Source organism: Salibacterium aidingense DSM 18341 (assembly GCF_000429685.1).
Classification (GTDB): domain Bacteria; phylum Bacillota; class Bacilli; order Bacillales; family Marinococcaceae; genus Salibacterium; species Salibacterium aidingense.
Genome location: NZ_KE386940.1, coordinates 1 through 24,526, shown reverse-complemented (window position 1 = coordinate 24,526; position 24,526 = coordinate 1). Strand labels below are relative to the sequence as shown.

The 24,526-nt window shown below is 46.4% G+C and carries 21 protein-coding genes; 7 read left to right on the top strand and 14 right to left on the bottom strand.

Features of this window, described 5'->3' with window-relative positions; all coding sequences use genetic code 11:
- Nucleotides 1–262 precede the first annotated feature (262 nt).
- From G475_RS0122150 to G475_RS0122120, 7 genes are all read right to left on the bottom strand, one after another.
- On the bottom strand, nucleotides 263–1,285 hold the full coding sequence (locus G475_RS0122150; RefSeq protein ID WP_026703120.1) for a hypothetical protein: 1,023 nt from the start codon (nucleotides 1,283–1,285) through the stop codon (nucleotides 263–265).
- A 91-nt stretch (nucleotides 1,286–1,376) separates the two neighbouring features.
- Nucleotides 1,377–3,257 (bottom strand): beta-N-acetylhexosaminidase, encoded by a 1,881-nt coding sequence (locus G475_RS26060; RefSeq protein WP_035712511.1) that lies wholly within the window; start codon nucleotides 3,255–3,257, stop codon nucleotides 1,377–1,379.
- Entirely contained in the window at nucleotides 3,254–4,267 is a 1,014-nt protein-coding gene (locus G475_RS0122140) for a Gfo/Idh/MocA family protein (protein WP_026703119.1), read from the bottom strand. The genes G475_RS26060 and G475_RS0122140 overlap by 4 nt, the downstream gene beginning before the upstream one ends.
- Before the next feature lie 30 nt (nucleotides 4,268–4,297).
- Nucleotides 4,298–5,062, bottom strand: a complete 765-nt coding sequence (locus tag G475_RS0122135; protein ID WP_026703118.1) for a sugar phosphate isomerase/epimerase family protein — start codon at nucleotides 5,060–5,062, stop codon at nucleotides 4,298–4,300.
- 21 nt (nucleotides 5,063–5,083) lie between these two features.
- On the bottom strand, nucleotides 5,084–5,914 hold the full coding sequence (locus G475_RS0122130; RefSeq protein ID WP_026703117.1) for a carbohydrate ABC transporter permease: 831 nt from the start codon (nucleotides 5,912–5,914) through the stop codon (nucleotides 5,084–5,086).
- Between the two features lie 29 nt (nucleotides 5,915–5,943).
- A complete protein-coding gene (locus G475_RS0122125; protein WP_026703116.1) occupies nucleotides 5,944–6,894 on the bottom strand; it encodes a carbohydrate ABC transporter permease in 951 nt (316 codons plus the stop codon).
- A gap of 39 nt (nucleotides 6,895–6,933) precedes the next feature.
- Nucleotides 6,934–8,283, bottom strand: coding sequence for an ABC transporter substrate-binding protein (locus G475_RS0122120; RefSeq protein ID WP_035712509.1), 1,350 nt, complete (start codon nucleotides 8,281–8,283; stop codon nucleotides 6,934–6,936).
- A 146-nt stretch (nucleotides 8,284–8,429) separates the two neighbouring features.
- Here G475_RS0122120 and G475_RS0122115 point away from each other — a divergent pair, with 146 nt between their 5' ends.
- Nucleotides 8,430–10,259 carry a sensor histidine kinase gene (locus G475_RS0122115; RefSeq protein ID WP_026703114.1) on the top strand — a complete coding sequence of 610 codons (1,830 nt, stop codon included), beginning with the start codon at nucleotides 8,430–8,432 and terminating at the stop codon, nucleotides 10,257–10,259.
- A 1-nt stretch (nucleotide 10,260) separates the two neighbouring features.
- Nucleotides 10,261–11,313, top strand: a complete 1,053-nt coding sequence (locus tag G475_RS0122110) for a response regulator transcription factor (protein WP_026703113.1) — start codon at nucleotides 10,261–10,263, stop codon at nucleotides 11,311–11,313.
- Between the two features lie 234 nt (nucleotides 11,314–11,547).
- Here G475_RS0122110 and G475_RS0122105 read toward each other — a convergent pair whose 3' ends face one another.
- From G475_RS0122105 to G475_RS0122090, 3 genes are all read right to left on the bottom strand, one after another.
- On the bottom strand, nucleotides 11,548–13,581 hold the full coding sequence (locus G475_RS0122105) for an alginate lyase family protein (RefSeq protein ID WP_026703112.1): 2,034 nt from the start codon (nucleotides 13,579–13,581) through the stop codon (nucleotides 11,548–11,550).
- Nucleotides 13,582–13,950: 369 nt separating this feature from the next.
- Entirely contained in the window at nucleotides 13,951–15,018 is a 1,068-nt protein-coding gene (locus tag G475_RS0122095; RefSeq protein WP_026703110.1) for a dihydrodipicolinate synthase family protein, read from the bottom strand.
- Entirely contained in the window at nucleotides 15,019–16,035 is a 1,017-nt protein-coding gene (locus G475_RS0122090) for an NAD-dependent epimerase/dehydratase family protein (protein WP_026703109.1), read from the bottom strand.
- Nucleotides 16,036–16,272: 237 nt separating this feature from the next.
- Here G475_RS0122090 and G475_RS0122085 point away from each other — a divergent pair, with 237 nt between their 5' ends.
- From G475_RS0122085 to G475_RS0122065, 5 genes are all read left to right on the top strand, one after another.
- Entirely contained in the window at nucleotides 16,273–17,604 is a 1,332-nt protein-coding gene (locus G475_RS0122085) for a hypothetical protein (protein WP_026703108.1), read from the top strand.
- 107 nt (nucleotides 17,605–17,711) lie between these two features.
- Nucleotides 17,712–18,392: an L-serine ammonia-lyase, iron-sulfur-dependent subunit beta gene (sdaAB, locus tag G475_RS0122080; RefSeq protein WP_026703107.1), complete on the top strand. Its 681-nt coding sequence runs from the start codon at nucleotides 17,712–17,714 to the stop codon at nucleotides 18,390–18,392.
- Nucleotides 18,389–19,267, top strand: coding sequence for an L-serine ammonia-lyase, iron-sulfur-dependent, subunit alpha (sdaAA, locus tag G475_RS0122075; RefSeq protein WP_026703106.1), 879 nt, complete (start codon nucleotides 18,389–18,391; stop codon nucleotides 19,265–19,267). Before sdaAB ends, sdaAA begins: the two co-directional genes overlap by 4 nt.
- A gap of 87 nt (nucleotides 19,268–19,354) precedes the next feature.
- Nucleotides 19,355–20,332, top strand: a complete 978-nt coding sequence (locus G475_RS0122070) for a DUF4003 family protein (protein WP_026703105.1) — start codon at nucleotides 19,355–19,357, stop codon at nucleotides 20,330–20,332.
- A gap of 88 nt (nucleotides 20,333–20,420) precedes the next feature.
- Nucleotides 20,421–21,110: a DUF421 domain-containing protein gene (locus tag G475_RS0122065; RefSeq protein WP_026703104.1), complete on the top strand. Its 690-nt coding sequence runs from the start codon at nucleotides 20,421–20,423 to the stop codon at nucleotides 21,108–21,110.
- A 289-nt stretch (nucleotides 21,111–21,399) separates the two neighbouring features.
- Here G475_RS0122065 and G475_RS0122060 read toward each other — a convergent pair whose 3' ends face one another.
- The 4 genes from G475_RS0122060 to G475_RS28150 all read right to left on the bottom strand — a co-directional run bounded on the left by G475_RS0122060 (nucleotide 21,400) and on the right by G475_RS28150 (nucleotide 24,521).
- Nucleotides 21,400–21,885 carry a hypothetical protein gene (locus G475_RS0122060; protein WP_026703103.1) on the bottom strand — a complete coding sequence of 162 codons (486 nt, stop codon included), beginning with the start codon at nucleotides 21,883–21,885 and terminating at the stop codon, nucleotides 21,400–21,402.
- Between the two features lie 145 nt (nucleotides 21,886–22,030).
- Complete coding sequence (locus G475_RS26595; RefSeq protein WP_026703102.1) at nucleotides 22,031–23,281, bottom strand: hypothetical protein; 1,251 nt, start codon at nucleotides 23,279–23,281, stop codon at nucleotides 22,031–22,033.
- Nucleotides 23,274–23,810: an RNA polymerase sigma factor gene (locus G475_RS0122050; protein WP_026703101.1), complete on the bottom strand. Its 537-nt coding sequence runs from the start codon at nucleotides 23,808–23,810 to the stop codon at nucleotides 23,274–23,276. Before G475_RS0122050 ends, G475_RS26595 begins: the two co-directional genes overlap by 8 nt.
- Before the next feature lie 606 nt (nucleotides 23,811–24,416).
- A complete protein-coding gene (locus tag G475_RS28150) occupies nucleotides 24,417–24,521 on the bottom strand; it encodes an IS3 family transposase (RefSeq protein ID WP_407636223.1) in 105 nt (34 codons plus the stop codon).
- Between the last annotated feature and the right edge of the window lie 5 nt (nucleotides 24,522–24,526).

The following is a 24,526-nucleotide window of genomic DNA, read 5'->3' as shown; positions in this document are numbered from 1 at the left end:
TGTAAGAGACTTGTGGCAGCTTTTTCGGACATTTTTTCCTCTATTGGGTCTTTGGACCGTTTTTTTACGATGAAAAGGGGAGATAACGGAATAAATGTCCGAACTACCTGTCAAAATGGGAAAAAATGTCCACCTGCATCAATATCATCCGGTGGATTTATAGGCAGGGTTCCTCCTTTTGGTGGTATTCCAAAGGGGGCGTTATTTTACGTCCTCAGGATAGAAGAGGGTGGAGGGCCCAATGACCACCCTCTTCCAGATTCTAAGGCTTCATCGACCGGTAGCTTTGGTACTTGTGGATGGCCTGCCCTCCGTATCCTGGTTCCTCGGCATAAGCGGCATCAACGATTTCTAAGTTCTCATCCATATAAGCTTCGCCTTCTTCAAAATAGGAGACCTTTTCATAATAAGGTTCGACAATTCCTTCTAAATTTTGCGTTTCCACCGCGATAACAATGGTGTTTCCGTTTTCGTTTGCATACTCCAGTTCATGCTCCGAGTGATATATCATCGAATCGTTCCCCTCCGCTGTATCGCGGTAGGCCATAATTGCTGCCGTATCCACGATGTCCATCACGTGATCCGACAATGGTTTGGTTACATCATTGTATGCGGTTTCATATTCTTTCCCGTCAAACCAGAACGGCATGGCAATCATAAAATCAATATGGTGATCCGCGGCAATAGTATCTAATTTATTCAGTCCATTTAAATAATCCAGGATCAGCTGGCTGCGTTCTTCTGTGTCCCATTCGTCAAGCAAATAAGGTTCAATATCCATTTGTATTCCGTCAAACTGCTCCTCTTCGTCGGAAAAGTTGTTATACTTCACCACCTGAATCATACGTATGATAGGCGTTTTATGGTTTTTCTTCTTGGCCCATTCGGAAGCACCATCCAATGCAATGACTTCGATATCATTTTCATGAGCCAGTTTAATAAACTTCTGATACTGCGCTGGGTGCATTTGAAGATAAGGGATTCCTTCCTGCTTTCCAACACTGAATTTAGGATGCATATGGCGGTAAGGGAACGGAGGGACCTGAGGGATATCCTCCCGTACACCAATATTAAGATAAATCACATTAATCCCTTTTTCCTTTGAAAATTCAACCAGTTCCTCCCGTCCTGCTTCTGTATTGATGTCTTCATTTGGAAACCATGCCCACATTGCCTTGTCATTGCCGGACGTCGTTTCCGCCAAACCCGATGCCGGCACACTACCTACGATCACAGCCGCAGTTAAAAGCCAAACCAGCCATACCTTCCTTTTGGATTTCTCCATCTTTCACACCTCTTTCATTTTAGAATAAATACCTAATATTAAGAAAATTACAAATATTTAATATAACACCCCCTTTCAGGGCAGAATACGATTAAAATACATTCGGGCTGACAATCTGCTTATACACATTATTTCTCACATACCCGCTTTGATTCACGGAGGAATACGGCAACCGGTATTCTTCCAGTTCCTCTATTAACACCTGGTTTCCTTTCAAATATTCGGACAACCTGCGCTGGGTCGTATCAATTCTTGCAATTAAGCCGCCATATCGGATATCAATCACTTCCCACCCAAACGGTTTATGGATCTTCATCCATTGTTCATAGTGCCGTTTCCTCAACCTTTCAACGCGTTGTTTCAAATCTGGCAGAACGTCCTGTTCCAATTTCCGTAATTGATTTTTCTCGTTTTTTTCATAATAATACTTTACCTTTACACCAAGCTCAGCTTTCAAGCTGAGGACCGAGCAGATCCGGGAGGGCACATCAAATAGAAATGCCCATGGTCCTGCCTTCTTTTTCATATTTTCCAAGTCTCCTTCGAGCTCCTGATAAAAACGCGGAAGCTCCATTCCCTCTGCCTCTTTATCAAATAATCCCATCAGGGGGTCCTGCCACAGCAGAAACTTCGAAGGATTATCCGGTTCGAGCTGGATTTCTTCCGCTGTTCCAGGAGGTTGATCTAATTCTCCTAATGTTATAAATGCCTCCATATCGGCGCCCGTACAGAAACGAAATCGGTCTTTCACCTTCTTCCTATCCAATTCCCTTACGTACCCGTGTTCTGCCATCAACTGTATTCCGAGCAGGGCCGTAAATGGCTCTGTTTCCTGGCCGTCGTCCCCCCAGAGCGTGGCGAACACTTCGGGCACCCCTTCTTTTTTGCAGGCTGTCATCGCAGCATCCGTTGTTCGAAACGCTTTTTTATAATTCACAGCTATTCCATTCCACGTCCACAACCCTCCTGCAAACAGGGGCATCGTCCCAAAAGCCTTGTGCTTCTGCAGAAAGCTTCTATACACTTCTTCCTTTTCGTGATAGTAGTCCCAATATACAAATTGGACATTTTTCGGCATATTCTCTATAACGTCCTCTGGAACACTCGCATTTTCATCATAATAATGGCCTTTAACGGACGCCATTCTGAAATACATGTCGCTCCAGATCATCGGCTGCAGCCCTTTTTCCCTCGTGATCTTCAATACTTCATGTAAATGGTCATTCATAATTTGAAAGCTTGGTCTGGGCCCGTTTTTTTTATAATATTCTCCCCGTCCCAGGAAATGGGCCTCATCCATACCAAGATGAATACGGGACGTGCGGAAGGCAGAGCTGACAGACTCTATCATCTGCTCGATAAACGTATACGTTTCACCGGAGGCGGCCAACAGAATATCCGGGGTGTCCCTCAAGTCTGCCGCAGCATCCCAGCGCAGGAACGTCGTTAGGTGGGCCAGGGTCTGTATCGCCGGGACTACTTCCACCCCGAACCGGCAGGCATATTCATCCAGCTGTCTCAATTCTTCGTGGCTGTATCTCCCGCGCATATAACCAAAATACGGCCGCTCTTTTACTTCATACGTATCTTCCATGTAAAGCATCAGCCTGTTCAGACCCATCATGGACATTATACGGATCAGTTTTCTGACTTGCTCCGGTTTCATCACCGCATTCCGGGAACAGTCAAGCATGATTCCATTCGATTCAAACTGAGGATGCTCTTCAATCTGAAACGTGCTGCGCCTCCCGGCATGTTCTAAAAACAGGCCCAGTGCCCGAAAAAAGTGAATGTTTTGGCTGTAACGAATTTCGCCTTTTCCTTCTTTCAATGACACGTGCAGACTACTTGTATCTTCCCGTTTCACCGTGACAGGAATGCCTTCCTTTGAGAGAGAAAAGTCAAAAGCTTTCTCCCATTCTTCTATTCCTGATTGAAGATCTTGAATATCTCCTTTGATCCAACAATTCACGGCTGATCCGCTCTCCTTTCCGGCGGTACGGAAACCATTTTTCCCTGCTTGTGGGATTGGTATCCCGCCTCCAGCACCTCGATAATCGATTTGGCATACGGCCCGGACTTTTTTACCGTACCCTCTCCTTTCACAGCACGGAGGAATTCCGTTAACTGCCTGACAAAGGGCGGGGTTTCCTTGGTAGATGCAACCTTTTCATACACACCGCTTCTGATCACCCAAACCCCTTTGCCGATTTCCACTTTCATCATTCCATTTGTAAAAATCAGCTCTGTCCTCTGTTTTGGAACGACCTCATATCCAGCCAAAGATATGGAAGCCGGAATCCCTCTTTCCGTGTGAAGGAATAAAAGTCCGCTTCCCTCCACATCCGCTGCCACTCCTGCCTCTTCCCCTTTATACGTCATCGCTGCCATCACCTGAGACACTTTGGTATCAAGCAGCCACTGGATCTTATCAATACAATGCGCCCCAAGATTCATCACAATGCCTCCGCCAGCTTTTGAACATTCGAAAAACCAGCGCGGGCGCTCCCTGGTGAAATAAGGAAGATGCCGTGTTTCATTGATCATCACCAGCGAACCAAGCTCCCCTTGTTCCACGATCTGTTTTGCCGTTCTATTCTCGTGAAAATATTGCTGAATATGACCCACCATCAATTGAACGCGGTTTTTTCTGGCGGATTGTATGATTTTCTCACATTCCGCCGCAGTCAAAGCCATCGGTTTTTCCAGTAAAATATGACACCCCTGCTCCGCCGAAAAAACGGACGCTTCTTTGTGCAAATAATGAGGCAGGGTGATAATTACCATATTAGGCGTTTCCGTTTTAATCATGTCCTGATAATCGGTATAGCTCCTCGTGTTATATCTTTCTGCAAGCATTTCCGCTTTTTGTGCATTGATATCAGCAACGGCCAGGGCATGCAGTCCTTCCACCGCTTCGACGGCCTGCAGATGTTCTTCCGCAATAATTCCTGCTCCAATAACGGCGACAGTAACATCCATGTGTATCATTCCCTCCCCGCTTTCAACCCTTCATACATAATGATGAAGTAAAAAAGCAAGATCCTCGAGCGCATGTTGATACAGTTTCTCCGGCGTTTCCTCCACCGATGCAGTTCCTTCTGTGAATTCCAGCGATAAGGTTCCCCCAAAGCCGGCTTCTTTCATGATGTGGATCCGTTCTTTCACAAACTCCGGCCGCTTTTTCAGCTGAAAAAACGTACCGCCGTCGAACAAACTGATATGAGCATGGGTCACGGCTGAACCCAAATGCTGCAGCCATAATCCAGGATCTGTCTCCACGTGAAAAGGATGAATAATGGCTCCCAGGCGTTCCAATGCCAGCTCTTTAAAAACTTTTTCCGCCTCTGCCGGTTCCTCCAATATTGTCCCAGGATGGCACTCACACAATAGTTCACAGTCTTGCGGCAGTAAGCTTTTAAAATGTAATAAATTTTTCATATATTCTTCTTTCTGTGAGAAAGAAACTCCGAAATTAAATTTTACTCTTTTTACTTCGAGTCTATGGATCATCGCAGCAGCAGCTTTCCGCTCTTTCTCGTATTCGTCTTCCAAGCTAATATAAGAATTATAGATTTCAATCGGCAGGGAAGATTCGATGACCTGCCGGACTTCCGTTTCCGACGCCTGCAGGGCATGATTTTCCCATATTTCCACCCCACGAAAACCGTGTCTTTGAAAATCCTCCATCCACTCACTGATATGGAGGGAAGACGGCCTTCCCGGTTCCCAGCGGTTTTTCTCCAGCAAAACCGTGTTTATGAAAATGTCTGCCATCTGCTCTCCCTCCTTCTCTCCTTATTTCAATCCTGAAGAACTGGCCCCTTTTATGAAAAATTTCTCCGTTAATAAAAAGACGATCAGAATAGGGATGAGTGACATGATCGCTGCGGCTACTAGATATTGTTCTTTGCCAAACCAGGCTCCGGACATCTGCAGCACCCCAATAGGAAGGGTGTATTTTTCTGCGGAAGATAAATAAATCACCGGTGCCATAATTTCATTCCACTTTGTCATAAACGTGAAAATAGTGAGAGTGGCTAATTGCGGCTTACACATAGGAAGAAAAACTCTCCAGTATGTTTGAAATGGGGTGCACCCATCCAACGTGGCCGCTTCCTCATACGCCTTAGGTATGCCAAGAAATGCCTGCCGCATGAGAAAAACGCCAAACGGCTGAGCCAGCCATTCCAATATCCATAAGGGAACCAGGGTATCCAGAAATCCGAGATGGCGGAAGATAATAAACTGCGGAATAATCATGACAACCGGCGGAATCATTAACGTGCCAAGTACCATGAAAAATAGCGAATTCTTAAAAGGGAACTCCAGACGCGCAAAAGCGTAGGCCACCATGGAACAGGAGAGGATCGCTCCCAGCACGGACATCACGGTGACAATCAGGCTGTTCCAGCCATACAGGGCAAAATCCGTCATCTGCCAGACGTCCGAATAGTTTTCCCAGCGAATTGGATCTGGGATCCATTCCACCGGCACAGCAGTGTACTGGGCATACGTCTTTAACGAATTTAATGTTGCTGTAATGAAAGGGGTAAACATAATCAGGGAACTTAGAATAATGACGATATAGCCGATCTTTTTTCTGTTTTTATGAAAATTCTTCTTCATGAAAAGCACCCCCTGTGTGACACAGCCATCTATTTCTCATAATGCACCCATTTCTTCTGCAGTTTGACCTGAATCATCGTGATGACAAATAAGATGAGAAACAAGACCCAGGCAATCGCGGAAGCATACCCCATCTTCAGAAAGGAAAACCCCTGCTGGAATAAATACAGCATTAATACCATACTTGCATTGTCCGGTCCTCCCGCACTAGTAATATCTCCGCCGTTCCCTGTCATTACATAAATTTGTTCAAACGCCTGGAAGGTTGTGATGGTACTGAGGACCAGCACAAGAAATGTGGTTCCCGAAATCAATGGAACGGTGACATGCCTGAATTTCTTCAACACGCCGGCTCCTTCAATTTCAGCCGATTCATAAAGGTCTTCCGGTACATTCTGCAGCCCTGCCAAATAAATGACCATCATATAGCCAACGCCTTTCCATACCGCAACGGCCACCAAAACGGGAATGACCTGCTGTTCATCATTCAACCACTGCTGCGGCTGCAGCCCTATCTTTACCAGTAGATCATTTGCCAGGCCGAAACGCGGGTTAAAAATAGCATCGGCGACATACAACACCACGGTCCAGGAAGAAATAACGGGAATAAAGTGCGCAATTCGGAATAACTTCAACCCTTTTAAACTTTGATTTAAAGCCACCGCCAAAATTAATGCCAATATCGTCTGGGTCGGGACGAATAAAACGGTAAAATAGATGGTATTTTTTAAAGACTGCCAAAAAACAGGGTCCTGGATTAATTTGTTATAGTTTTCTAATCCTATCCACTCTGGAGGATTCAACATATCATAGCTGGAAAAACTAAAGTACAACGAAGCAAGCAGCGTAAAAAAAATAAAAATGATAAATTGAAGAAGGTAAGGGGTAACCATCAGGAGACCCCATTTCCCTTCATGATTTAATACGGGCCCTTTCTTTTTCTTCGTTTTTCTCTGCGTCTTTACCGTTTCTGTATTCACAAGTATCACACTTTCTATCTTGATCTCATGAATCTAGGATCAATCTTCATAAAATTCGTCCAGGACCTGCTGCACGTCTTTATCCGCACTCTCTAACGCTTCCTCCTCCTCCACTTCGTTAAGGAACGTTTTATTCAAATTGTCTGTCATTTGATCCACCCATTCCGACCAGACAGCATTTACATCCAAGGTATCGGCAAATTCGAAACTGTCGAGAAAGGCCTGTTTGTTCTCCGGCTTCTCCCCAGAATTCAAAAACATATCGGAGTTCGCCACCGATTTTTTCACCGGCACTGCCTCACCTAATTCCGCCCACTGTCTTTGCACATCATCTTCTGACACCCAATATTTAATCCATTCCCAGGCCGCTTCTGCTTTTGCATCCGATGTATCTTCATTGATGATCCAGGAGTTGGCGATGACCGGAGAGAATCGCTCTCCATCCGGCCCTTTTGGCAGCACCGTTACGTCATAATTCACGCCCGTTTCATTCGCGGCAAGCGTTCTCGCGTAAATGCCGATGCGCATCGCAGCCGTCTCACTTGGAAACGGAGACATTGGGCTTTGGAAGGCCTGTAAATCGGATGGATCGGTAAAAATGCCGCGTTCCATTCCATCCGTCATATATTCAACCGCTTCTAAATTTTCCGGGGTATCAATAACAGACGTCTGCAGATCCTCATCAAGCACCCCGCCGCCATAAGACTTCAATACCGGCATCCAGCCTTCGGTAATATTAAAAAATGTCAGCCCGTATTGATTGATGTTTTCTGCATTAAACTCCGCATTTTCCGCCGTGTTTCCATTCGTATCAAGGGTCAGCTCCGCCCCGGCTTCTTTCAGATCCTCCCAGGTCCAGCTGTCATCCGGGTATTCTACCCCTGCTTTGTCAAACATATCTTTGTTATAAAAGAGGGCTCCAATTTGAATACCCTGCGGAACAGCCCAATACTTTCCTTCCGGGCCCTTATTGAAATCCAGCCCGTAATATTCGTCTGTTTCCAAATCGTTATCGATCCACTCTGTTAAATCCTTGGCTGCCCCGCGCTCCGCGTACTTTTGAACAAACACGCCATCGGACAGCCAAACATCCGGTGCGTTGCCTCCTGCGATCTGTGTATCCAGCTTCTGGAAAAACTGCTGATACGGTGAATTTTGCGTTTCAATCGTGATGTCAGGATGTTCTTCTTCAAATTGCGAAATGATATCTTCCATTTTTTCGTCGGCGCTGCCTGAAGAATAATAGCCAAGCGTAATGGTTTCATCGGAGCCTGTAGAGCCAGCGTCTGCATCAGCTTCTTCCTGGTTTTCGGACGTATCGGAACATCCCGCTAACAGGAGGACTATAACTCCAGCAAGCGGAATGAATAACCTGGAAATATCTTTCATCAATCTTTTCTCCCCCTTTTTCGTAAATCTATATCATTTATCATAAAGCCAAGTCAGAAAAGAAAAAATGGATATTTATTTGAAAATTTGTGTTTTTTTAAATAGAATGAAATTACCGATTTGCAGTTTATGGAAGGAGCAGCCCAATGTTCTTCAGTATAGGATCGATTAACTTTAAACTGTTTTTTGTCATCCTTGTGTTTGTTTGTATCCCGCTGTTGATATTTGGGCAGCTCTGGTATGAAAAAACCACAGCTGCCATCGAAAATAATGCGGTTCAGTACAGCCAGGACCTTTTGAAGCAAACCAATGAATACCTGGACTTTTATATGAACGATTTACAACAGGCAAGCGTTCCTCTTCTCTCCAAACCCCAGGTTCAATCATATTTGGATCTAAAGAAGGAAACGTCCAGCCGTTATGAGAGGTTTATCATTTCCCAGCGGATTCAGGAAGACGCGTTTGCCGGGATTCTGGATGGGCGCTCTGAAATCTTTGGCATCTCCATGATTAATGAAAAAGGCATGCAGGTTCATAATTACATTAAAGCTGACGGGTATTTAAACATGAAGGAGATTAGAGAGAGAAACAGGGAACTGTGGAACGATGTAGAGAACCTGGAAGCTTATCAAGTGCTGGATATTGACGTCATCCACGAAACTCCTGTCCTCACTATTGTCCGGAAGGTATTTGATGAAAACACGTATGATACTTCAGGATTGTTGATTATCAACCTCCGCCTCGACAAAATTTCTGACATTGTAAGCGAAGTGACCTCCAGTCACTTCAATGATGTGTGGATCGTAAACGATCAGGATAAAATTATTTACCATCCCAACCCGAAAGAGCTGGGGGGAACATTTTCCTATGAGCATAAATCCTCTTATCACGAGAACAGCTTTTTTATCAACCGCAATGAAAGCTTAAAGACCCTGCGGGTGTATAACCATTCGAGCCAGACCGATTGGACAATGGTCGCCAGTGTTCCTTTAGGAAACATTATAGATTCCCTGATCACCCTGCGAAGTTCCACGATGTGGATCGGCTTACTGTTAATCGGGGTAGCCCTGTTGTTTGTCGGCGGGTTTTCCTTTTTTCTTACGCATTCGTTGACCCATCTCCAAAAGCTGATGAAAAAAGTAGAGTCAGGAAACTTTAATATTCAAAGGAAAAAGCCGCTGCCATTTTACCGGGATGACGAGGTTTCCAGCCTGTACGACAGTTTTTATCAAATGACAGAGAAATTAAAACATCTTATCCAGGAAGTAAAGCATTCCAAAGTAGTGGAAAAAGAGCTGGAGCTTAAAAACAGAGAATCCGAGTTTCAGGCGATGCAGTCGCAGATCAACCCGCATTTTCTATACAACACCCTGGAAATCATCAACTCCCATGCCATCATTGAAAATCAGCCCATGATCAGCAAAATGACGACATCCCTGGCGGATATGTTCCGATACAACGTGAGCAATTCAAAAAAAATTGTGACCTTATCCGAAGAACTGCGGCAGATTCGATCGTACCTGGAGATTCAGGAAGAACGGTTCGATGACCTGACCGTGAGCATCCAATGTGAGGAAGAAACCGCCGGACACGTTCTAATGCCAAGGCTCACCTTACAGCCGATTATTGAAAATGCATTTGTGCATGGGTATGAAGAACACGAGCTGAACCCTGAATTCATTGGCATTTTTGGAGAAAAGGCTCCCGATTATTATAAGCTTTCCATTGTCGATCATGGCAAGGGGATGCCCGCGAAAACAAGGAAGGAATTAAATGATGCTTTTTATTATAACCACGACCTGCCAGACGGAAATAAAACAACAAAACGAATCGGGCTGATCAACGTCCACAAACGCCTGCATGGCAATTTCGGCCCCCCATACCGTTTAAAGATCAAGCAGTCGGACGACGAAGGAACCATCGTGGAAATCCTCTTGCCCTATGCAGGGCATGGCCAAGATGAAAAGGAGGAATAGCATGTTCACAGCCATAACGGTAGATGACGAAAAGATGATAAAAACCAGTATCTCTGTGTTGCTGCATTCAAATGAGACAGGTTTTAAGATTGTCGGAGAAGCTAAAGACGGGCTCGAAGCCCTGCAGTTAAATGAACAGCTCACCCCGGACCTTATTATTACAGATATCCGCATGCCCAAATTAAACGGGTTAAAGTTTATCGAAAAGGTCAAAGAAACCAACGCCCGTTCCAAATTTTTAATTATTTCCGGATATGACGAATTTGAGTACGCGCAGACCGCTATCCGCTACGGCGTCGTCGATTTTCTATTGAAGCCGCTGAAGCCCGATCAATTTCTTTCCTCTTTGGCTAAAGTCCACCAACAGCTCGAAGCCGATCAGTCCACTTCAAAAGAAAGATCAGACTGGCTCCTGGTTCTCCGCTCCTTTGCCGAAGACCTTGTTCAAAAACTATGGCTGCTGGAAGAAGAACAGGTGTTTCAGCTGATTCAGGACATGCACCAAAACGTATCAGAAAAATACGAGGATCCCCTCGTACTGAGAAACCTTTATATGGATCTTATCGTTTATATGAAAGGGGAACTGGAAAGAAAGAAAGAGGGCCTGGCAGAAATCAGCGTCTTCCATGAGCCGGATCTCCCGAATGATACAGCCAAAATGAAAGAAGCGTTATATAGCATCTGCCGGACGGTGATGGAACATATCAAAAACACGAGGAATATCGGCCGTCGTCCCAAAATTTTATCAGCCATGGAATATATCGAAACCAATTATTCCAAAGAAACCCTTTCGCTTCAGGAGGTTGCCGATACCGTCGATATGTCTTCCGCCTATTTCAGCATAGAATTTAAAGCAGAAATGGGGATCAGCTTTATTCAGTACCTTACAAAACGGCGACTCGATCAGGCCAAAGAACTGCTGCACGATCCTTCCTGCAAAACGTATGAAATCGCCTACTCCATTGGCTACAGTGACTATCCTCATTTTACCAAGACGTTCAAAAAGCATGTCGGCCTCACCCCCTCTGAGTATCGCAAACGAATCGGGATGTGACAGGCAGGTCGGCCCGGGTGTAATGTGGTTTCATGAGGTAGCCGGTGCACTATCTGTCAGGGGGCAGCCTGCGCGGACATTTTTTCCGCTAAACAAGGGGGAAAACAAATTTTCACGATCCTTACGGACATTTATTCCTTTATCTGAGAGAATGGGTGCTGATTTTACCTTAAAATAAGGAAATAGCGGCAAAAATGTCCCATTCCTTCTGAAAAAAGGATTTCCGCTGCTCTCCTAGACCTTCACAACCCACGTTTGTTCCTGCTCCCCCTGTCTTTTCAGGAGAAGCACCTCTCCTGTCATCTGAGCACCGGAGCATTGACAGCTGAACGGGCCCTGGTGGGAAAATACAATGACTTCTGCGTCGCTGCCTCCTCTTTTTACCTCGATCGCTGTGGCTTCGTTTTCTGCTTGTTTTCGATTTCGGGTGTCGAACGTATCGATCTTAGTTATAGAAAAATCGAGGGTTTCGTTCTGTTTCCAGGGTACCAAAGCTGTTACGAATTTGGTGAATCCTTTTCCTGTTTGCGTTGCTGTCATTTTCCTTGAAGGTGCCTTCTGGTTGTAATGTTTGGAGATCCAGCATGCCTGCTCTTCTAATACAACGGCCTCTTCCAAGGAGATCATATTTAAGCCGATCCCGTTGTTGGCCTGGGCGTTTATGACAGCGGAGGCTGTATCCAACGCGATGTATTCGTCAAAATGAAAATGCTGTTTGAATTCATGCTCCGCCTGCGATCGAAAGGTATCGACAATGATCCAGTAATATGGTTTCACGAATAGAATCTGCCGCAGTACATCCACGGGATCTTCCAACCGCTTGTAGCCCGTATGCCCGGCCTGCACATAATCAAACGCCTGACTGCTGTTCCAATACCCGTTCGTCGGCTGGGCAATCGCGCCCCAGCTCCAGGAATTTTCATAGACCGAAATACTAAAATCATCCACACTGGTCGTGTTATGCTGAAACGATTCTTTAAAATAACGCCTTTCCTCGTTTTCCATATACGTGTACCGGCCCGTGTCTAGCAAAAAATCCGTGCCAAAAACCGTCAAATCGAAATGTAGAAAATCATCATGGCCGTGGGCGCGGATAATATCCATGTGTCCCCCGTCAAACAGCAGATAATGGGCCTCCTCGGACCAGTCCGTTCTCATCACGGAATAGCCGGACTGAGCCAAAAGGGTGGAACCAAAAGCCGGTTCCTTTTTTGGCAGCGCTTGATAGTTTTTCATGCCGTCTTCTCCGAAATACCAAATCCCTTCATAATCAAGCACGGAATAGCCCCGGCTCTTCAAATCGCCTCTTTGATACAGAACAGCCCCTTGCGTCAAGATATCCCGTATGTCGGTATGATCACTGTCGCTGATCATTGGCTGGCGGCCGTCCGGCTTCACCCAGGACAAAGATGCCGTGAACATAGTATTCAACGTATCTCTCACTTTTTTTGGAAGAGGATGTTGATTTATGTTAGCCAGCAGTACTGGTTCAAACAAGCAATGAAGGACTTCGTGGTGGTACATGGGACTTTGTTCATTATGCATGCCATCCTCAAACACCTGCAGTTCACACATGGTCTCGAGCCGCTCTTCAGCCAGTCGAAGCCACTGGGAAGCTCCCTCTATTTCAGGAAACAGCAAAGCAATTTGAAATAACCCATTGGTTTCGAGAAACCCCCAGTTGCTCTGCCTGTCATGAGGGGTATAAGCAATGCTCAAATAAAGGCCATGAAGTTCCAGGGCACGGATGAACGCCTCCTGTTCCACCTCCCCCCACTGTTCAGATTCCTGAATACAAAAGAATCCCTTCAACCAATTGGTGATGCGGATGCCGCTGTCGAGCTTTCTCCAGGTATCTTTGACGTTATATTGTCTTGCGCTGCTTTGATGGATTTCTTCTTCCGTGACCGGATTTTGCCGGAGCCAATCGTTCATTAAGCGGATAAAAGAGGCTGCAAACCGTTCTTCCCCGGTCAGCCAGTAGGCCTGCCCGAGTTCTGCCATAAACCTGGCGCGGTTTAGGTTCACCGTCCATTCAAAATCCCCCTGAAACCGAAAGGTCCAATCGATACCGTTTTTAAACGTATACGGGTCTTCGCATCGTTCCATATCCCAGCGATGCGTGAAAACAAAGGTATTTTCACAGGCAAGGGCTGCTCGTTCGATAACTTCTTCCACTTCGTGTGGCCAGTATCGTTTACAGTTTTCCTGAATGAAATCCCTATCGCTTGGGGAATAGAAAAATCGCATTGTTTCCCTGTTTTTCATAAGCCGCCCCCTTCTTTACGAATTTTTATCCTTTCTTCGTTTTCCTGAATAAACACTCCTCCTCTTACATTCCCTGCTGGCGGACGCTTTCCCTTCCCCTCGCGTAAGTTTTCTCGATCTGGTTCGCTTCCCTTAACCCAAAAACCATTCGTGGAGGACAGTACTACAGAATCATGTTTACACAAATGGCTTCATTAGGCGAATGGTGGACGGAGAGTTTTCGTTTTTTCTGGACAGTGTCCTCCAAATCCAAATGGAGAACACAAGCTTTTATTTCTTTCCAAGCTTATCGTCTCTTGGAGGACACTGCGATGCCTGCCTCTATTGATTCCTGTCCTCCACCGCTAGTGATATCCGGTTCTGCTTGCATCACTCCCCCAGCCATTTGGCAAGATTTTCTTGAACAAAATCATCATCATGCAGGTGGGGGTAATCATGATAGATGCGGTCGATTTCTTCGCTTTGTCCGGGAGACAGTGTATTTTCCGGATTCAGGCACCAGATTCCTTCCAGCAGCCCCTGCCTTCGCAAGACCTCATGAATTCCTGGAATGCATCCCTTGAACTGGTTGGCCGCATCAAAAAATGCAGCATTGGCGTCAGTTACTTCGATATTCCGCTGGAGCAGCCCGGCTGGGACGACATCTTCCTTTTCTTCCCTGGCTCTCTTAATTTCCTCAAAATACTCGACCGCTTTTTTTGTCCAGCAGGACCAGTGCCCAAGCAGCCCGCCTGCCATCCGTTTTGTCACGAGTCCGCCATCCACATGAAACTGCCATGTTGTCAAAAGATCTGAGACAATACTATCGTCATTTCCGGTGTACAAAGCGATCTCGTCACGACGGGGAGAATGACACACGGCTCTTACGACATCGATCGTTTTATACCGATTAAATGGGGCAATTTTGATAGCGGCGACATTAGGGATATCGGCAAATTTCTCCCAGAAAGAATAGCTGAAGTACCGTCCTCCCGCAGCCGGCTGCAGATAAAACCCAAATACCGGCATGATGGCAGCCACCTGCTCTGTCCGCTTTAACAGGTCACTTTCGGAATAATCCGCTAAGCCCCCCATGCTCAATAATCCAATATCATAGCCTAACTCAACGGCCAAGCGGGCTTCCTGCTCTGCCTGCTCGGTGGGACCGCATATGCCGGCCACTTTTATAATGGGATAAGACGCTTCGGCTTTAGCGACTTCTTCGGCCGCCATTCGGAGTACTGGTTCAAAGAGATGGACGCCGGAGTCGCGGATTTCAAATTGGGTGGAGTGCACGCCGACCGCAACGCCTCCCGCCCCTGCTGCTAAGTAATACCTGGTTAAGGCACGCTGTCTCGCTTCGTCCAGCTGATACGAAGCGTCCAGCGCCAGCGGATGAGCGGGGATGACGATCCCTTCATGCAGAGCCTTCTTTTTTTCTTGTTCTAATTCCTTCACTTAAAACGCCCCATTTCTTACTTGAAAGTGGGTTGGCTGGTCCCATGTTTCGGCGCCGGCGTCAAGCCATTCCGACGTCCAGTCCATCATGTCCCGCAGCGTAACGCTCGGATAGCCGAATAATTGATGCATTTTCGCTGCATTTCGGATAAAGGAACTGTCCTGTTCCTCCCCTTCAAAAATCGGAGCAGTATCAAACTTTTCCGCAAATTGGTTCGCCACCCAGCGGACTGAAAGCACTTCCGGGCCGTTTACATTCAACGGCACAGCCGGGGAATCTGCCATCCGCAATGCACGAATCGCGATGTCATTGGCATCCCCCTGCCAAATGCAGTTCGTAAATCCCATGTTTAGATTGATTGGCTTTTGCTCTTTTACGGCTTTCGCGATTTCCATCAGGACGCCGTAGCGCATATCTATCGCATACGTCAGCCGGAAAAGAACCATCGGGATTTGATATTTATGGGAAAAATGTTCAAAAACGCGTTCTCTTCCGAGGCAGGACTGCGCATATTCTCCAACAGGGCCCACAGGCTCATCTTCTGTGACCCCCATCTGTTTGACAGGGATAAATGGATAAATATTGCCGGTCGAAAAAACAACCATCCGTGAATTTTTAAATTTCTCTGCCACCCTTCCCGGTAAATAGGAGTTCATCACCCACGTAAAATGTTCGTTTCCGGTCGTGCCGAATTTTTTCCCGGCCATAAAAATGACATTTTTCACTTCCGGCAAGCGCTGAAGCTGGTGATCATCCAACAAATCGGCGGCGAGGGTTTGGACACCATGGGCTTCTAATTCTTCCTGCAGCGTCCCCGATGAAAACCGGGAGACGCCATACACTCTTTTGTCCAGCCCGGCTGCATCGATGGCTTTTTTCGCTAATTTAGCCAGGCTCGGCCCCATTTTCCCTCCTACTCCTAAAATAATGATATCCCCATCCAACTGACACATCGTTTGCACTAGTTCATCGGAAGGCTGGGTTAATTTGTATTCAAGCTCCGCCACAGTTTTCATGTTATTCTCCTTTCCAAAAGCCTTTCGCTTCATTTGTCCCAATATTCCGAATTTTATTATCGGTTCAGGAATGCAGGCCTTCTCCCTGGTATTTTTTCGGTAAGTCCATACTACAATAGCCTTTTAAAAAAAGACAACGTCTATAATATGTCTTTAAAATACCGGCAAAAGATATGCCTGCACCACGAAGTGTGTTTATAATAAAAGATAGTTTACCGCGTATAGGAGGAGAAACCTATGTCTGTTCATAACTATTCTTCTCAGGAAAGTGTATCCATCGGAGTGATCGGCCCGGAAGTGATTCTTGAACATGTAAAGGCTGCGCTAAGCTATTTCCCATCGTTCTCCCCTTATTTAAAGCCTTGTGAAAAGGAAGAGGAAGCGGCGGAACCGGCCTCTGCCTTAGGAAGCCGGGTCGAAATTCTGCTCTTTTCCGACTATTACACGTATCATCAAACCAATAACAAAACAGAGATTGATGTGTCCGCCCATTATATTCCGTTGAGCACAGGAATTTACCGGTCGTTGTCGCGCGTAAAGAACGCAGACGGCCTGCAGAACCTTTCCATCGACATGCTTTCCAAAGAATATGTGGAAGAGATTATGTATGATCTGGACCATACGGATTTTACTATCTATCCTTTCAACGGTGTATCCTCTGCTTCTCCCCTGGAAATAGCAGCATTTCATAAAAGCTTGTTCGACCAGGGCATCACTTCAGCGGCTTTAACCAGTATAAAGTCCGTGGCGGAGCATTTAACGAGGATGAATGTTCCCAACGAATGGGTCATCCCCACCCATCAGGATATTATGATTGCATTGGAGCGTGCGCTGTTAGCAACAGAAACAAGACGGAACAAAGAATCTCAAATCGTGGTCGGACTGATAAAAGTTGACCACCTGAAAGACCATACAGGAAACGGTCCTCTTGAACATGAAGCACAGAAATTAAAATTAGAGATCCAACGGATGCTGCTTGATTATGTCAAACAATTGGACGGCCATTTAGTCGATGTAGGAGAAGAGTATGTGTTTTTCACGACCCGCGGCATTTTCGAGCGGGAAACGAGAGGATATAAATTTATGCCGCTGTTAAATGATATCCAGACAACTGCTGGGGTACCGCTGAGCATCGGCATTGGATTTGGACGCTCGGCCACCAACGCCGGGACAAACGCCCGGCTGGCTCTCGGACAGTCTCAGGAATTTGGCGGCAATACGTGTTTTATTGTCCGGGAAGATAAAAGTGTCATTGGTCCGGTAGAAATGACGCACCCTGTCGTGTATGACTTATCAATAAAAAATTCCGAGTTGATGGAAAGGGCTCGCTCCGCCGGCATGTCTGCCGTTTATATGAATAAACTCCTGGCTCAGGTGGACCGCCTCGGTAAAACTGATTATACGGCCCATGAACTCGCCGGCGTCTTAGGAATTACCTTACGAAGCGTGCACCGGATCTTAGTGAAATGGATGGATGCCGGGCTCATCGAAATCATCGGCGAAGAAAAAGCGGCCTCTAAAGGAAGACCCAGACAGATATATCGGATTTCTATTCTTTCCCAAAACTAACCCCTGCCGCAAAGGTGGAAATGCTGCCTCCATGATTTATAGACATTTAAGAGACTTGCCGGTACAGGGAATGACACATAAAATAATACGTAAGTGAGGTGAAGGGCATGAAATTTAAAGACGTGTTCTCCATCATTGGGCCTGCGATGGTTGGTCCATCCAGTTCCCATACCGCCGGGGCCGTACGTCTGGGAAGAATAGCAAGGCAATTATTTGGAAAACAGCCCGAGAAAGCAGCTGTCACGTTTTACGGTTCGTTTGCAGAAACATATCAAGGACATGGGACAGATATTGCGGTAGCCGGAGGTCTGCTTAACTTCGATACCGACGATAAAAAAATTCCAAATTCGCTGAATATTGCTAAAAACAATGGCATCAACCTTATCTTTTCCAAAGAGACTGGTTCCCATCTGCATCCCAACACAGCCCGGCTCTGTTTAAGCGCCGCCAGCCGGCACCTGAACGTCACGGGCTCTTCAATCGGAGGCGGAAATGTGCAGATTGTAAATATAAACGGGTTTGACGTTTCCTTCACAGGGCTGTACCCCACCTTAGTGATTACGTACCGGGACCGGCCGGGAATGGTTGCTGAAATTAGCGGGCTGTTGTGGGAAAAACAGGTCAATATCAGCCACATGGAAGTCGATCGGAAAGGTCGAAGCGGCGAAGCCATGATGGTGATGGAAATAGATGATCCCCTTCCGGAAGAAGTCGTTTCTAAAATAGGCAGCGTTTCAGGGACGGAAAGCGTACGGAAGGTGGATATAACAAAGGGGGTCCTCTCATGAGATTTCAAACCATCGAAGAATTGGTAACACTGGGGGAGCAGGAAAATAAATCGATCGCCGACTTAATGATAGAAGAACAATCTTCCGAAACGGGCCGCACTCCGACGGAAGAGTTTTCCCAAATGAAAGACCTATACGGGGTGATGAAAAACGCTGTCCGCAAAGGCTTGACCGAGGATACCACCTCCAAAAACGGCTTAACCGGAAAAGATGCGCAGCGCGTCAGGCATTATACCGCTTCCCATGATCCTATTGCCGGCGAACATGCTGCCAAAGCGATGACGTATGCCCTTGCCGTTTCCGAAGTAAATGCTTCTATGGGAAAGATTGTAGCCACCCCGACCGCGGGATCGTGCGGTGTCATTCCAGGAGTATTTGTCAGCGCCCAGGAAAGACACCAATGGCCCGACGAGAAAATGGTCCAGGGACTTTTTTGTGCCGGAGCATTAGGATATGTGATTGCCAACAACTCCTTTGTTTCCGGGGCAGAAGGCGGCTGTCAGGCCGAAATCGGTTCCGCCGTCGGCATGGCTGCTGGCGCGATCGCTGAATTAAATGACGCCTCTCCAAGGGAAGTGTCCCATGCCGTCGGGATGTCACTTAAAAATATGCTTGGCCTGATATGCGATCCCGTTGCCGGCCTGGTCGAAGTTCCCTGTATTGTCCGAAACGGGTTTGGCGCCGTCACCGCCTTAACCGCCGCCGATATGGCACGGGCAGGAATGAAAAGTGTGATCCCTGCCGATGAAGTCATTACAACGATGTTTGACATTGGAAATGCGATGTCCTCCGATTACAAGGAAACAGCGAGAGGCGGCCTCGCCCAGACTCCAACAGGAAAAGCGATGATGGACAATATTTTTGGAAGAGGGTAAAAAAATCTCCTCTCCTATCCATTCAATGAAACAAAATATAAAATAATTCGTAGATGATAAGAAAGAAACTAGAGAGGGGCTCGAAGGTTGAGTGAAGCAAAGATTAATCAGTACGTGGATACGTATGAAACACTGAAAAAAGCAATGAAGTGGAAAGTATTTGATAACAAGATTATCATGACAACAGCCTCCATGTATGTCATGAAAGGAAAAGAAGTAAAGGTACATCCGTTCTTAAACGTGGCGGAGGAGTTAAAAAAACAGGCCGGGCTCTTCTCTTCCATGCGCTCCCATCCAAGGTTTACCATGGCCGCCATGCTGGATGTGAGCTTTGACGAGCCCGAAACCAAAATACCGAAGCTGTTCGACGTCTACCAAACCCTCAAAAAAGAGAAGTTCAAAAGCGGTACTTCAACGTATATTGCGGCATCCACCCTTTTAAATGAAGAATCCCCGGCAGAGGATACCGCAAAAAGAGCGATGGCGCTCTATCAGGAGATGAAAAAGGAGCATCCTTTTTTGACAGGGACGGGGGATTATCCGCTCGCCGTGCTGCTGGCGCTGGAAGAGCAAAACGACATGATTCAGCGGATCGAATCCTGTTACGACGCATTAAGCAGGCAGGGACTGAAGAAAGGAAATGACCTTCAGTTTTTAAGCCACATCTTATCCATGGGAAGCCAGGAGAATCCCCAGCAGCTTGTCCATCGTACTGTAGAAGTTCATGATGCTTTTAAAAACGCAGGAATCCGGCCGAAAACAATGTATTACCCCATGATTGGCATGCTGGCTTTGCTTCCAGCCGAACAAGTGGATATCGCTGAGATTCACGATATGTACGAGCAGCTAAATGGGATCAAACATTTTAAATGGAACAAAGATATGAACGTCCTCATTGCCGGCAGTTTTTTCGTCAGTGAAAAGCTGGATCATGCCGGACTTGCAGAAACAAGCCTTTATACGTCACTGGAGTCTATTCTTCAGGCACAGCAGGCCGCCATGATAGCGACCATCACCGCAGCCAGCGCCGCATCTGCATCTGCTTCCAGCAGTGGTAGCAATTAATCGATGGGAAAAGTCTCTATATTTTTTCCAGCCCCCTGCATGGATTCAATAGAATAAGACAGACTAAGGGAAAAAAGGAGCGGTTTTTTTGTCTGTCTCAGAAGTACTTCTCCGTGTCGTCTGTGCTTTTCTCGCCCTGCTGCTGCTCACCAGATTGATGGGGCGGAAAGAGTTGCGGCAGTTAACATTTTTCAATTTTGTTTCCGGCATCACCATCGGTTCAATTACTGCGGATCTCATTGCCAGCGAGACCTTCAGCCTGAGAAACGGCTTGACCGCCTTGACGGCCTGGGCGGCGCTCACGATTGTCATGGGATTTATCGATATTCGATCCCAGAAAGCACGCCAGGTCCTCGAAGGGGATCCAGTGATTCTGATCCAAAACGGTCGAATTCTAAAAGAGGCACTGCAGCGGGTGCGGCTGGATGTGGACGCGCTAAAAGCCCTGCTCCGGCAGAAAAATGCGTTTTCTGTATCGGAGGTAGCATTTGCCGTTTTAGAAACAGATGGGAACCTTTCCGTTATGAAAAAAGAAAACCAGCAGCCTGCCGTGAAGCAGGATGTTCACCCTGCTGCTCCGCCAAAACCAGACTACCTTCCCACAAAAGTCATTTCCGACGGAGTCCTGCATCAACCCAACCTTGCCAAACTGGAACTCAGTGAAGAGTGGGTCCAGCAACAGGTTAACCAGGCTGGATTCTCCAGTATTTCAGAAATATTCTATGCGGAACTTCAACGAGATGGCTCGTTGTATATCGATGCAGCCCAAACGAAATAGAGGCTGCCTGACAACGGGAGCCCTTCTGCCCTATACTATTTTATTCTCAATAGCATCATAATTGAATGAAATTCGGTATTATGAAAAGTGCAAGCGCCCTGGGCAGCCGCAACAAGTTCTGGACTGGCCGCGCAGGGCAGCCTGCTGCCCGAAATCGCACGGGAAAACCCCGAGCGGCTGGGCGCCGAAGCTGGTTCTTGAAAACGTCCGAAATTTATACTTTCTTATCTTCTAAATGAATATAATTTACTTCAAAAATAAACCTCCAAGTTGGCCGCCTTTTTTACCGCTATTGTATTTCTGCAGTTTCGGCTCCGAGCTTTATCTGTTCCGTCTCTTCTATAACACTCCGTTCCATTTCAATTACAAATGTTTTTGGATTTGCATCATCATTACAAAACCCACTAATATCTTCTATTTGAAAATGAATCGCCTTGTTGCTAGAATTAATGTCAATTGTTTCTATTTCTATAGGGCAACTACTTGATTCATTAGTTGCTATGAAAAGAACAGCGGATTCTTCCCAATCAACAGATGGCATGGTAGTTGACAATTTAAAATACTCCCATTTCTCTTCAAATTCTCCTTGTTCGAAAACACGATAAACTTCAAGGTTAGGGGCACCACCAGTACTTTCCTCTGCAAGTAGCTGTCCATAATTTAATGATCTGTTATTGGATTCGCCGGATTCTCCACATGCTGACAGGAGAACAAAAGTAATAAACAGACTTAAAAGATATGAAGCTTTCCTTCTTTTTCTAAGTATGTCGGCCATGAAATACCACCTCGCTATGTCTTTCTTTTGTTAAAAAGCAGAAGGCATCCACCTGCAGACGGATGCCTTCTATGCCGGCCGTTAATACCCCTGCCGTTATTCTTTACTGGAAAAGGGGGAGGTGTGCGCCTAACACCCTTTTATTCTATATCGTCCACTCGTCATGAACAATGGCGACTACTTTCCACTCACCGTTCTCATCCTGCTCCATTACGATATTCAGTGCGGACCAGCTCATTTCTGCATTTTCTCCCGAGCCTTCGATGTAGTATTCCACCACCGTTGCTTCTGGAAAGACATCCTTGATGTTATTGGTCATCGTGCTGCGCTCTTCTATTTCTTCGACGTTAATTTCATCCGGATCGGACAGGTCGGCCTCATAGATATATTCTTCGTAGTATTCACTCGGCGTCATCTCTATCGTGCGGCCACTTCCATCCTGGGTACCCCACACATATTGCTCTTCATCCTGGAAGAAATTCTCTATTTCTCCGGCCTGCAATACTTGAGCATCATCTTCTTCCACATGGACATAGGGAGAGAAAAGGACCCCTTTTTCCGGATGAACCAGCTCGGCAAGACGGGGCATATCCTGGCTGACAAGATAATCCACCACAGACTGGGCAGCTTCTGCCACCTCCTGTTGATGACCATCTGCATTATCTCCAGGGCTATTACTATCCTCAAGTTCATTCGTCTCGATCTCATCCACCATCCATTGGCCGTCAACATAGGCGGCGTGGTAAATCATCTCTACATGTCCGAGCAGATTATTGTTACGTTCCTGCACAATCCGGACATGGCCTTCTGATTCTTCTTCGAGTTCAAATGGTTGATCTTCCTGAAGCCAGGTCGGCGCATCTTTAGCAATTACATATACCCCGTCTGCCTCCTCTCTAAAGTAGGAGTCGGTCATCCACGATGCCAAGTCTTCAGACATAACGCCCTCAAAATGCTGCCGCACTTCATCAGTCGTTTGGTAGGACTCTACTTTCTGACTATCTGTTTCATTTATCAGCGAGGTGAAGGATTCCTCATAATCGGCCATAAGTTGAAACGCCTTTTCCTCTGTGAGTTCGGGTGTTTCTTCCTCTTCTGTTTCTTCAGCCGGATCTTCTTCCGTTTCTGCTGAAGGTGCTTGCCCATCCGAGTCTGAGCCTGGTTCAGAATTGGAGTTACCCGATCCCGGAGCCATTCCCGGCTGACTCATCACAAGAAGCGTGGCAATGCCGGCAGCAAGAATACCGCCGCCGAACGTATAGATACGCTTCCAGTACGATTTTTTCTTGGATTTCTGTTCCACGCCTTGAATAATCTGATCCGGGGAGATAGAATCCGGCATACGGTTGTAGCCATCTTCGAGCTCTTTCATACGTTCTTCAAACGACTTACTCATTGGACACACCCTCCTTTTCTATCTGATATTTTAGTTTTTTCTTCGCCCGCATCACCTGCGACTTCACCCCGGACTCCGAGGTACCGGTCACCTCACTGATTTCTGCATAGGTCTGGTGATGAAAATAATGCAGAACGAGCGGGATTCGGTATTTTTCATCCAACCCGCGGATCAAATCATGCAATTCCATGGCTTCTTCGCTGACATTCAAGGTTTCATACGTATGATTCGGAGTGGTCTCTCTCATTTTTTCTATCTTGCGGTTCTGCCGCTTCTGCTTTCTCATCAAATCCCGTGCGGTGTTTAACGTAATCGAATAAAGCCAGGTCGTAAATGTTCCGCCGGAATAGGAGCGGAGCGACCGGTATACTCTCAGAAACACTTCCTGTGTCACATCGTCTATATCTTCCGGGCGGACGCCAATCTGGTAGGCGAACCGCTGCACGGTTTGATAATAGGTATGAACGATGGTGTGAAATGCTTCTTTATTCCCGCTTCGGGCGAGTTCAATCGACTCTTCGCCGGTCATGTGCCTTACCCCCTTTTGTTGTTTGTTCTACCTATGTAACGTTACGAATAAAAAAATAGTCCCATGTTTTTAAAATCTTATTTTAACTTTGGACGTAGCTCTTTAAGCGGACATATATTCCGTTAATCATTGGGAAAATGGGATATCCGGCGGCTGTTCGGACATTTGTTCCTCTATTGGACGAAATGACAGCTGATTTCTCCTTAAAAACGGGAAATAACGGAATAAATGTCCATATCCTTCTTCAAAAAGGGGAAAATAGAGGAAATAACGGATTATATGTCCGCCGGCTGCACACAAAACAGGGGGAGCCCGTAATGTTGGGTCCCCCTCCCAAAATCTTTATTATTTTCGCGGAGGCTGTTTAATGAAAAAAGGAACGTCTTTCACTCCAGCCATGCGTGCGTAGGTGAACAATTGGATCTATGTCAAGAAAGTAGACACCTTTTTTTATGATTTGTCCGTTATAAAACGGAACGGACGCAGGCTTTTTTTCCCACCTGTCAGGATAGATGATGCCGCGGAAGCGTCAAGCTCAAACCGCTTGACCCATCCGCTCTATCATCTAGAGCGGTGGTTAAGGAAAAAAGTATTCTCCTGCCTGCATTAGGAGGTTTCTACGGGCGCTCGACTCCGCAGAACCTGCTGTTTATAATACTGCACCGGGGTCAAATAGTTCAGGGTACTGTGGATACGCTTGCGGTTGTAAATCAGTT